This is a genomic window from Limnohabitans sp., from assembly GCF_044373035.1.
Taxonomy (GTDB): Bacteria; Pseudomonadota; Gammaproteobacteria; order Burkholderiales; family Burkholderiaceae_C; genus Limnohabitans_A.
Map to the genome: position 1 here is coordinate 1 of NZ_JBILQU010000101.1, position 9705 is coordinate 9705.

Annotated in this window: 10 protein-coding genes; all 10 read right to left on the reverse strand. The window is 62.6% G+C overall.

Going from position 1 to position 9705, the window contains the following annotated elements:
* On the reverse strand, positions 1–190 hold a 190-nt coding region (locus ACIQ47_RS12825; protein ID WP_396438486.1), incomplete at its 3' end, for an N-formylglutamate amidohydrolase.
* A gap of 11 nt (positions 191–201) precedes the next feature.
* Positions 202–1497: an imidazolonepropionase gene (gene hutI / locus ACIQ47_RS12830; protein ID WP_396438487.1), complete on the reverse strand. Its 1296-nt coding sequence runs from the start codon at positions 1495–1497 to the stop codon at positions 202–204.
* Between the two features lie 17 nt (positions 1498–1514).
* Positions 1515–3212, reverse strand: a complete 1698-nt coding sequence (gene hutU / locus ACIQ47_RS12835; RefSeq protein ID WP_396438488.1) for a urocanate hydratase — start codon at positions 3210–3212, stop codon at positions 1515–1517.
* A gap of 41 nt (positions 3213–3253) precedes the next feature.
* Positions 3254–4792: a histidine ammonia-lyase gene (gene hutH / locus ACIQ47_RS12840; RefSeq protein ID WP_396438489.1), complete on the reverse strand. Its 1539-nt coding sequence runs from the start codon at positions 4790–4792 to the stop codon at positions 3254–3256.
* Between the two features lie 49 nt (positions 4793–4841).
* A complete protein-coding gene (gene hutC / locus ACIQ47_RS12845; protein WP_396438490.1) occupies positions 4842–5636 on the reverse strand; it encodes a histidine utilization repressor in 795 nt (264 codons plus the stop codon).
* Positions 5637–5684: 48 nt separating this feature from the next.
* Positions 5685–6467, reverse strand: coding sequence for an ABC transporter ATP-binding protein (locus ACIQ47_RS12850; protein WP_396438491.1), 783 nt, complete (start codon positions 6465–6467; stop codon positions 5685–5687).
* Entirely contained in the window at positions 6464–7297 is an 834-nt protein-coding gene (locus ACIQ47_RS12855; protein WP_396438492.1) for an ABC transporter permease, read from the reverse strand. The genes ACIQ47_RS12850 and ACIQ47_RS12855 overlap by 4 nt, the downstream gene beginning before the upstream one ends.
* Before the next feature lie 3 nt (positions 7298–7300).
* Entirely contained in the window at positions 7301–8266 is a 966-nt protein-coding gene (locus ACIQ47_RS12860) for an ABC transporter substrate-binding protein (RefSeq protein WP_396438493.1), read from the reverse strand.
* A gap of 282 nt (positions 8267–8548) precedes the next feature.
* Positions 8549–9352: a class II aldolase/adducin family protein gene (locus ACIQ47_RS12865; protein ID WP_396438494.1), complete on the reverse strand. Its 804-nt coding sequence runs from the start codon at positions 9350–9352 to the stop codon at positions 8549–8551.
* Between the two features lie 111 nt (positions 9353–9463).
* On the reverse strand, positions 9464–9705 hold a 242-nt coding region (locus ACIQ47_RS12870), incomplete at its 5' end, for a helix-turn-helix domain-containing protein (RefSeq protein WP_396438495.1).

The following is a 9705-nucleotide window of genomic DNA, read 5'->3' on the forward strand; positions in this document are numbered from 1 at the left end:
CCCCCAGCGCATCGGCAAAGTCGTACAGGCGCTCCAGATGCCAGTCGGTGTCGGGCACGCGCCGGGCTTCGTCGGTCAGGCGTGCGGCCAATGCAGGCGGCACATGCGTGCCCACATGCGGCATCGAAATCAGAAAAGGGCGCGAGCCCTGGCGAAAACGAAACGGGGGTTCGGTGGTGTGAAAAGTCATGGCTGAAGAGGTCACAAGGGTGGATGTTCGGGCAAGGGGCTCATTCGGTACAAGGCCATGCCATCGACCGCCAAACGACCTTGTCGCACCACGCTGCAGGCCGGGCGTTGGCCCAGCCAATAGGCCAGCTCGGCCACATCGCCCAAAGGCCACAGCACAAAATTGGCGGGGCAGCCGACCGCGATGCGCCCGTGCGTGGCCTGCAAGCCCAGCGCCTGCGCTGCATGGCGCGTCACACCCGCCAAGGCCTCGGGCACCGTCATGCGAAACAAGGTGCACGCCATGTTGACCATGAGCAGCAAGCTCAAGGCAGGGGACGTGCCCGGGTTGTGGTCGGTGGACACGGCCATGGGCACGCCCGCTGCGCGCAGGGCGGCAATCGGCGGCATGTGGGTGTCGCGCAGGGTGAAGTAAGCGCCGGGCAAAAGCACCGCCACCGTGCCCGCTTGCCGCATGGCGGCGATGCCCTCGGCGCTCAGGTGTTCGATGTGGTCGCATGACAGCGCGCCGTAACGTGCCGCCAGCGCCGAGCCGCCCATGTCTGACAGCTGCTCGGCATGCAGCTTGACCGGCAAGCCCAGCGTTTGCGCCGCCTGAAACACCTGCTCGGTCTGCGCGAGCGTGAAGCCGATGGTTTCGCAAAACACATCCACCGCATCCACCAGACTTTCGGCCGCCAGCGCAGGCATCATCTCTTCGCACACGAGTCGGATGTAGTCGTCGCTGCGCCCGGCATATTCGGGCGGCAACGCGTGCGCGCCCAAAAACGTGGTGCGCACCGTGACGCCAAAGGCCTGGCCCAGCCGTCGGGCCACGCGCAATTGTTTGCGCTCGTGCGCCAGGCTCAGGCCATAACCCGATTTGATCTCAATGGCGCAAACGCCTTCGGCCAGCAAGGCTTGCAAGCGAGGCACAGCGGCGTCGAACAATTCTTCTTCGCTGGCCTCGCGTGTGGCCTTGACGCTGGACACGATGCCGCCCCCGGCACGCGCCACCTCTTCGTAACTGGCACCGGCCAGGCGCATGGCAAATTCGTTGGCACGCTGCCCGCCGTACACCAGGTGCGTGTGGCAGTCCACAAGCCCCGGCGTGACCAGCGCGCCCCGACCATCGTGCCGAGGCAGCTGAAGGTAGGCGTCAGGCAGATCTGCATGCGCCCCCACCCAGGCAATCAAGCCTTGCGCCACCACGATGGCCGCATCGGGCACCGCTGGCAGGCCCGCGCCCAAAGCCTCAGGGGCCAGTTGCAGGGGATGCCAGACGCCGTCGGCGCTGGGCAAGGCAGCCAAGTTGAAACCGTCGCTCATGGTCGGCTTCACTGCATTCACTTGATCATGGGCAGCTTCAGCCCCTGCTTTTTGGCGGTGGCCACGGCCAGCTCGTAACCGGCATCGGCGTGGCGCATCACGCCCGAGCCGCTGTCGTTGACCAGCACACGCGCCAGGCGCTCGGCCGCAGCGTCGGTGCCGTCGGCCACGATGACCATGCCCGAGTGTTGCGAATAGCCCATGCCCACGCCACCACCATGGTGCAGGCTGACCCAGCTGGCGCCGCCTGCGGTGTTGAGCAAGGCGTTCAGCAGCGGCCAGTCGCTCACGGCGTCGGTGCCGTCTTTCATGGCTTCGGTCTCGCGGTTGGGGCTGGCCACCGATCCCGTGTCCAGGTGGTCGCGCCCGATCACGATGGGGGCTTTCAATTCACCGGTGCGCACCATCTCGTTGAAGGCCAGTCCGGCCAAATGCCGCTCGCCCAGGCCCAGCCAGCAAATGCGTGCGGGCAAGCCCTGAAAGCTGATGCGCTCGCGCGCCATGTCCAGCCAGCGGTGGGTGTGCGTGTTGTTCGGAAACAGCTCCTTGATCTTGGCGTCGGTTTTGTAGATGTCCTCGGGGTCGCCCGACAAGGCCACCCAGCGGAACGGGCCCTTGCCTTCGCAGAACATGGGGCGGATGTAGGCGGGCACAAAGCCAGGGAAATCAAAGGCGTTTTTCACGCCATGGTCAAACGCCACCTGGCGGATGTTGTTGCCGTAGTCCACCGTGGGGATGCCCAGGGCCTGGAAGTCCAGCATGGCTTGTACTTGGGTCGCGCAGCCCTGCGAGGCTTGAGCCTTCAGGCGGGCATGTTGTGCGGGATCGAGCTGTGCGTCTTTCCACTGCGCCACGGTCCAGCCCGGTGGCAAGTAACCGTTGATCAAGTCGTGCGCCGAAGTTTGGTCGGTCACCAAATCGGGGCGCATGCCGCCCGCTTTGGCGCGGCGCACCAGCTCGGGCAAGATCTCTGCCGCATTGCCCAGCAGAGCAATCGAGATCGCCTCTTTGGCCGCTGTGTGCTGCGCGATCAAGGCCAGGGCATCGTCCAGGTCTTTGGCTTGTTTGTCCACATAGCGGGTACGCAGACGGAAGTCGATGCTGCTTTGCTGGCATTCGATGTTGAGCGAACAAGCGCCTGCCAGCGTGGCTGCCAAAGGCTGCGCGCCGCCCATGCCGCCCAAACCAGCCGTCAGAATCCAGCGGCCTGCCCAATCGTTGTTGTAGTGCTGGCGTCCGGCTTCGACAAAGGTTTCGAACGTGCCTTGCACGATGCCTTGGGTGCCGATGTAAATCCACGAGCCGGCCGTCATCTGCCCGTACATGAACAGGCCCTTGCGGTCGAGTTCATGGAAGTGTTCCCAGTTGGCCCACTTGGGTACGAGGTTGGAGTTGGCGATCAGCACACGCGGGGCGTTGGCGTGCGTCTTGAACACGCCCACCGGCTTGCCGGATTGGATGAGCAAGGTCTCGTCCTCGTTCAGGTCTTTGAGCGAAGCCAGGATCTGGTCAAAGCAAGCCCAGTCGCGGGCGGCCCGGCCAATACCGCCGTACACCACCAGGCTCTGGGGGTTCTCGGCCACTTCGGGGTCGAGGTTGTTTTGCACCATGCGGTAAGCCGCTTCGGTGACCCAGTTTTTGCAGGTCAACTGGGTGCCACGCGGGGCGCGCACCACGCGGGTGGGGTCCAGGCGGGGGTCGATGGAGGTGGTCATGGGGACTCCTTGAGGGTAAACAATGGATCAATCAAAGTCGTTCAACGCACGCCGGGCAAATTAAGGCCCGAGCCGCTTTGCAGCAAGGCCCCGCTCTTGACCATGTCGATGGCCGCTTGCATGTCGGGTTGGATGTGGCGGTCGTCGTCGAGATGCGCCACGCGTGTGCGCAGCAAAGCCATCGCGGCGACCAGGGGCGCGCTGGTGTGCAGCGGCGTATGAAAATCGCAGCCCTGGGCAGCAGCCATCCATTCAATGCCGATCACGGCCATGGCGTTGTCGGCCATGGGCAACAGGCGGCGCGCACCGTGCGCGGCCATGGACACATGGTCTTCTTGGTTGGCCGAGGTGGGGATGGAGTCGACACTGGCCGGATAGGCGCGTTGTTTGTTTTCAGACACCAGCGCAGCGGCGGTGACCTGCGGGATCATGAAGCCCGAGTTAAGGCCTGGCTTGGGGGTTAGGAAAGCGGGCAGGCCCGACAGCGCCGGGTCGACCAGCATGGCAATGCGGCGTTCGGCCAATGAGCCGATTTCGCAAATGGCCATGGCGATCATGTCGGCCGCAAAGGCCACGGGTTCGGCGTGGAAGTTGCCGCCGGACAGCGATTCGTCGGTGTCGCTGAAGATCAGCGGGTTGTCGGACACGCCATTGGCCTCGGTCTCCAGCAACTGCGCGGCGTTGTGCAACACATCGAGGCATGCGCCCATGACCTGCGGTTGGCAGCGCAGGCAATACGGGTCTTGCACCCGCTCGTCGCCTTGCAGGTGCGAGGCCCGGATGGCGCTGCCGCTGAGTAACTGGCGCAGGGCTTCGGCGGTAGCGATCTGCCCCCGGTGTTTGCGCAGGCGGTGGATGCGGGCATCGAATGGCGCGTCCGATCCCTTGGCCGCATCGGTGGCCAAAGCGCCGGTGAGCAGGGCCGACTGGAACAGGCGCTCGGCCTCGAACAAACCCGCCAATGCGTTGGCGGTGGAAAACTGCGTGCCGTTGAGCAGGGCCAAACCTTCTTTGGGCCCCAGCGTCACCGGGGTCAGGCCCGCGCTGGCCAGCGCCTGTTTGGCGGGCAGGCGGCCTTGGGGCGTTTCGGCATCGCCCACACCGATCATCACGGCCGTCATGTGGGCCAGCGGTGCCAGATCGCCCGAAGCGCCCACCGAACCCTGACCAGGCACGACCGGGATGATGCCTTGGGCCAGCATGGCTTCGAGCAAAGCCAGTGTGGCCGGGCGAATGCCCGAAGCGCCTTGCGCCAAGCTGGCGATTTTGAGCGCCATCATCAAACGCGTGATGGCCACCGGCGTGGCCTCGCCCACACCTGCGGCGTGCGACAGCACGATGTTGCGTTGCAGGGTCTCCAGGTCTTCGGCCGGAATGCGCACGCTGGCCAATTTGCCAAAGCCGGTGTTGATGCCGTACACCGGCGCGCCTTTGGCCACGATGCGGGCCACGCTGTCGGCGCTGGTTTGCACGGCGGCTGCGCAGGCTGAGTCCAGCGTGGGTGTGGCGCCCCGGTAAATGGCGCACCAGTCGGCCAAAGGCACTTGGCCGGGCATGAGTTTCAAAAATGGGGGCGTCATGTGTATGGGTTGTTCAGCAAACAAGGGGTGCACTGCGGGGCAAAGGGCATCAGGTCGATATCGGGTTGCCGCTGGCGCTGTAGCGGCTGCCTAGGCGGTAGCGGCTGGCCGGGTGCAGGCAGCGCACCAGCGTGACCGGCACGCCCTGCGTCCAGGTGCGGCGGGTCAAGAGCAAACAGGGCTCGGCCGCGTCCATGTGCAGGCGTTGGGCTTGCTCAGGCGTGGGCAAAACGGCGTCGACCACATGTTCGATTTCGTCAAAGGGCACGGTGCGCACCAGAAACTCCGAAGGCTGCTGTTGCGAGAAATCTTGCTGGGCAAAGTCCGGCACCACTTTCGGGTTGACAAAGCGGTCTTCCAGCTGAATGGGTACGCCGTCTTCAAAATGCACGCACACCGAATGGAACACCGATTCGCCGGTGCGCACGTTCAGTGCGGCCGCCACTTCCAGGGTGGCGGCGACACGCTCGACCACCAGCATCTCGCAGGTGTAGTCGTGACCGCGTTGGCGAATTTCGCTGGCCAGGTTGACGATTTGCAGCAAGGTGGACTGCGGCTTTTTCTCGGCCACGAAACTGCCCACACCCGCCACACGCACGATGCGCCCTTGGTCCACCAGTTCGCGCAAGGCCCGGTTCACGGTCATGCGCGACATGCCAAATTGCGCCACCAACTCGTGCTCAGACGGCAGGCGGTCACCTGCACGCAAGCTGCCGTCCTGGATTTTGCGGGCGATGTGGTCTTTCACCTGCTGGAACAGGGCCACGGGCTCGCCCGTCAGGGTTTGGGGCCTGTGGGCGGCGCGGTCTCGCTGATTGGCGATGGACGCTGCAGTGCGGGTCATGGGGGGATCTTCAAAGCGCAAAAACCGGGGTGTCGAAGTGGGATGCACTCAATGCGTGTCGGTGGCCATGGCTTCGGCCCGAATTTCTTCGGTCAGCTGCGCCTTCAAGGCCATGAACTCGGGCGAGGTCTTGATCGTGTAATGCCTGGGGTGCGGAAAATCCACCGCCAGTTCTGTCTTGATGCGGCCGGGGCGGGCGCTGAACACCGCCACACGATTGGCCATGAAAATCGCCTCGTCGATGTCGTGCGTGACAAAAAGCACGGTTTTTTGCGCCGACTCCCAAATGCCCAGCAGCAGCTCTTGCATCAGCACGCGGGTCTGGTTGTCCAGTGCGCCAAAGGGCTCGTCCATCAACAAAATTTTGGGGTCGTTGGCCAGTGCCCGCGCAATCGCGGTGCGCTGCTGCATGCCGCCTGACAATTGCTTGGGAAAGTGTTGTTCAAACCCCCGCAGGCCCACTTTGGCGATGAAGTCATCGGAGCGTTCTTTTTGTTCGTGCTCGGGCATACCGCGTTCGCGCAGGCCAAAGCGGATGTTTTGCTCAATGTTCAGCCACGGAAACAGCGTGTAACTCTGGAACACCATGCCTCGGTCGGCACCCGGGCCTTGCACGGCCACGCCGTCCAGCAGCACCTGGCCGGTGGTGGGCTGATCGAGCCCCGCCACGATCCGCAGCAAGGTGGATTTTCCGCAACCCGAAGGGCCAAGGATGGTGACGAAATCGTTTTCGCGCACTTCAAAATCCACCGGGGTGAGGGCCTGTGTTGGCTGGCCCTTAGGCGAAATGAAAACGCGCGAGACGCCTTGGATCGACAGTTGATTGCTCACAGTGAACTCCAGGCAAACAGGCGGCGGTTGAGCGCCTTAAAAGCAAAGTCAGACACCAAGCCAATCAGGCCGATGACGATGATGCCGAAGATGATCTGGCCGGTGTTCAGCAACGCCTGGCTGTCGGTGATCATGTGCCCAATGCCCGAGGACGAGCCGATCAATTCGGCCACGATCACATAGGTCCAGGCCCAGCCCAGCACCAATCGCAAAATCTCGGCGATCTCGGGCGCGGCACCCGGAATCAGCACCCGCTTGACGATGCCCGACGGCGCGGCGCCGAGCGTGTAGGCGGCTTCGACCAAGTCACGCCGCGCTGCGCCCACGCACACCGCCACCATCAGCACAATCTGAAACACCGAGCCGATGAAAATCACCAACACTTTTTGCAACTCGCCAATGCCCGCCCACAAAATCAGCAAGGGGATAAAGGCCGAGGCGGGCAAATAGCGGCAAAAGGACACAAAGGGTTCGAGGAAGGCTTCCACCCCTTTGTGCGCGCCCATCGCAATGCCCAGCGGCACGGCGATCAGGCTGGCCAAAATGAAGCCGGCCAGCACCCGCCAAATCGTCATGGCGATGTCGTGGGAAAAATTGAATTCGGTGAACAAGAGGATGGCCTCTTGCACCATGGTCACCGGACTGGCCAAAAAGGTGGGTGAGACATAACCACCCAGCGTGAAAAACGCCCATGCGCTGAAAAAAAGAATGAAGAAACCGATGCCCAGCAACCACCGTGACTGCGCGCGCACCGGCTCCAGTGGAGCCAGTGCGCGGCGGCGTGGCCGCACAGCGTTCGATGGGGTCAAAGTCGGGTGTGCGGAGGTCATGCTTTACTTGATGAAGCTGGTGTCGAACATGACCGAAAAGTCGGTGGGTGCTCTGCGGATCACACCGGCTTCCAGCAAGATGGCGGCAGCGTCCTTCATGAAAGTTTGCAATTCACCGGCAAAGAATTTCTGGTTGGCCGCTTTGTCTTGCCAGCGCAGGAAGGACGATGATTTGGCAAAAGCCTCGCCGGTTTGCCGCACGGCTGCGCCCATGATTTCGTTGGATTTGACCGGGTCGTTCTTGATCAATTCCAAGGCCTCAAAGTAGGCATTGGCCAGGCTTTGCGCGGCCTTGGGGTTGGCCTTGAGCCAATCAGGGGCGCAGCCCACCGTGTCCATGACCATGGGGTAGTCGAGCGTGGTGGCCAAAATCTTGCCGGCCTGTGGGTTGTTGCGCACAGTGGACAAATAGGGCTCGTAGGTCATGGCCGCATCGTTCTGGCCGGCCACAAAGGACTGGGCCGCCGCCTGGGGTGACAAGGAGACGAGCTTGACGTCTTTCATGCTCATGCCGTTTTTGCTGAGCATCCAGGCCAAGCCGAAATAAGGTGCCGTGCCGGGCGCATCCACGCCAATGCTTTTGCCCTTGAGGTCAGCAAAATTGTTGATGTTGCCGCGCACCGCAATGCCGTCGGCCCCAAATGACTTGTCGAGCTGAAAGATTTGAACAATGGGCACGCCATTGGTGTTCCAAGCCACATGCGTCTCCACGGTGGTGGCAGCGCACTGGATGGCTTTGGAGGCCAGGGCCAGGTGGCGGTCTTTCTGGGGAATCATTTTGATGTCGACCTCCAGACCGTGTTTCTTGAACAAACCTGCTTTGTCGGCCAGGGTCAGCGGGGCAAAGCCCGTCCAGCCTGACATGCCCAGGGCCAGTTTGACCTCCTGGGCTTGCGTTTGAAAGGCCAGGCTGGCCGTGACCGCACCGGCCAGGATCAGCGAGGCGAATTTGACGTTTGACTTGCGCATGAAGGAACTCCTTTTTGTTGATCAAGCCCGCTTGACATGGCCGAAAACGGCACCGACCAGCAGGCACAAAGCCACCACCAACACCCCATTCAACTTGTATAGACAGGATGATGCCAAAAGAAAAAGCTGCCCGCGTGCAGGAAACAACATCTCTCCCAACATCCGCACAGCAAAGTGCATCATCAGGCACTCCGCCCCAAAAGGCATCGGGAATTGCACCATCTTGCTGTCTATACAAATAGGTGTTAAAGGTGGCCATGACACAGCAAGGCGTGTGCCAGGTCACACCGCGTAGCCGGGCGACACCTTGTCGGCCAGGCGCAGCATGGCCGGCCATTCTTTCCAGCCCAGCGGGCTGCGCCCCGCGGGGTATTCGCGCAGCGCGGCCTTGTTGAAGCCCAAGCGGCTGATCTGCTCGGCCACGCCGTCCGGCGGAAAGTTCAACGCTTGACCGCAGGCCATGGCGTCGAGCTGGGCCTGGCAGGCTTTTTCCAGGTGCCACATGCTGCTGAAGGCTTCGGCCACGGTGTAGCCCACCACCAGCGTGCCGTGGTTGCGCAAGACCATGACCATGTGGTTGCCCAGATCGCTGGCCAAGCGCTCGCGCTCTTGCAGGTTCACAGCCAGGCCTTCTGACTCGTGGTACGCCACCTTGCCATAGAACATCATGGCGTGCTGACTCAGCGGCAGCAGGCCGCACTTGAGCATCGAAATCGCCATGCCGGCACGGGTGTGCAAATGCAGCACGCAATGGGCATCGTCGCGCGCCGTGTGAATGGCGCTGTGGATCACGAATCCGGCACGGTGCACATCGTGCGGGCTGTCGTCCACCTTGTTGCCATCGCTGTCGATCTTGACCAGGCTCGACGCCGTGATTTCGTCAAAAGAACAACCAAAGGGATTGATCAAGTAATGCGCGGTGCCCGGCACCCGCAGTGAAATGTGGGTGTAAATCAGGTCGGTCCAGCCGTGGTGCGCCACCAGCCGGTAGCAAGCCGCCAGGTCAATGCGTGCCTGCCACTCTTCGGGCGACATGTGGGCTGGCGCTGGGCCGCGGGTGGCGTGCAGATCGGTCAGTGGGGTCACGTTGGGGCTCCGGAAAAAACGCGGGCTGCGCTGTGGCAAAAAGGACAATTCACTGTATCAGGCAAGGCGTTAAAAGCTGAACCACAAGTGACCACATGCGGCTCAGAGCGCTCAGCGCAGCGGGGCCTTGCGCAGCAAAACAATGTTGCGGTAGCCCAACCGGATCAGGCCCTGCTCTTGAAAATGCCGCAGCTGCTGGTTAACCCGCTGGCGCGAGGCAGAGGCGGCTTGGGCCAGGTCGGACTGGCTCACGCGCAGCATCACACCGTCGGGCACGGTCACGCTGTTGAATTTGGCGATGCGCTCCAGCGCAGCCCACACCCGCTGCTCCAGGCTGTGCATACCCCGGTCGG

Excerpts from the sequence above, each read along its gene's own strand:
- hutI (WP_396438487.1), bottom strand. The coding sequence starts at position 1,497 with ATGAGCGACGGTTTCAACTTGGCTGCCTTGCCCAGCGCCGACGGCGTC.
- hutU (WP_396438488.1), bottom strand. The coding sequence starts at position 3,212 with ATGACCACCTCCATCGACCCCCGCCTGGACCCCACCCGCGTGGTGCGC.
- hutH (WP_396438489.1), bottom strand. The coding sequence starts at position 4,792 with ATGACGCCCCCATTTTTGAAACTCATGCCCGGCCAAGTGCCTTTGGCC.
- hutC (WP_396438490.1), bottom strand. The coding sequence starts at position 5,636 with ATGACCCGCACTGCAGCGTCCATCGCCAATCAGCGAGACCGCGCCGCC.
- ACIQ47_RS12855 (WP_396438492.1), bottom strand. The coding sequence starts at position 7,297 with ATGACCTCCGCACACCCGACTTTGACCCCATCGAACGCTGTGCGGCCA.
- ACIQ47_RS12860 (WP_396438493.1), bottom strand. The coding sequence starts at position 8,266 with ATGCGCAAGTCAAACGTCAAATTCGCCTCGCTGATCCTGGCCGGTGCG.